We start from the raw sequence: 231 nt of genomic DNA, 5'->3' as shown, positions 1-231 counted from the left end.
TCAATTCACGCAGCCCAAGCGGGCTGCGACAAGGCCATTGTAGTCTTGTGTTCGTGAGACATGTCGTTTCAATTCACGCAGCCCAAGCGGGCTGCGACTATATAACTCACAGCTATTACATACGCTACACGCAGTTTCAATTCACGCAGCCCAAGCGGGCTGCGACAAGAGCTCACGGCGAAGCTCCAAGAGCTCACGGGTTTCAATTCACGCAGCCCAAGCGGGCTGCGA

It is taken from the genome of Alloprevotella sp. oral taxon 473 str. F0040 (assembly GCF_000318095.2).
Classification (GTDB): domain Bacteria; phylum Bacteroidota; class Bacteroidia; order Bacteroidales; family Bacteroidaceae; genus Alloprevotella.
Note: the sequence above shows the minus strand (reverse complement) of the source record.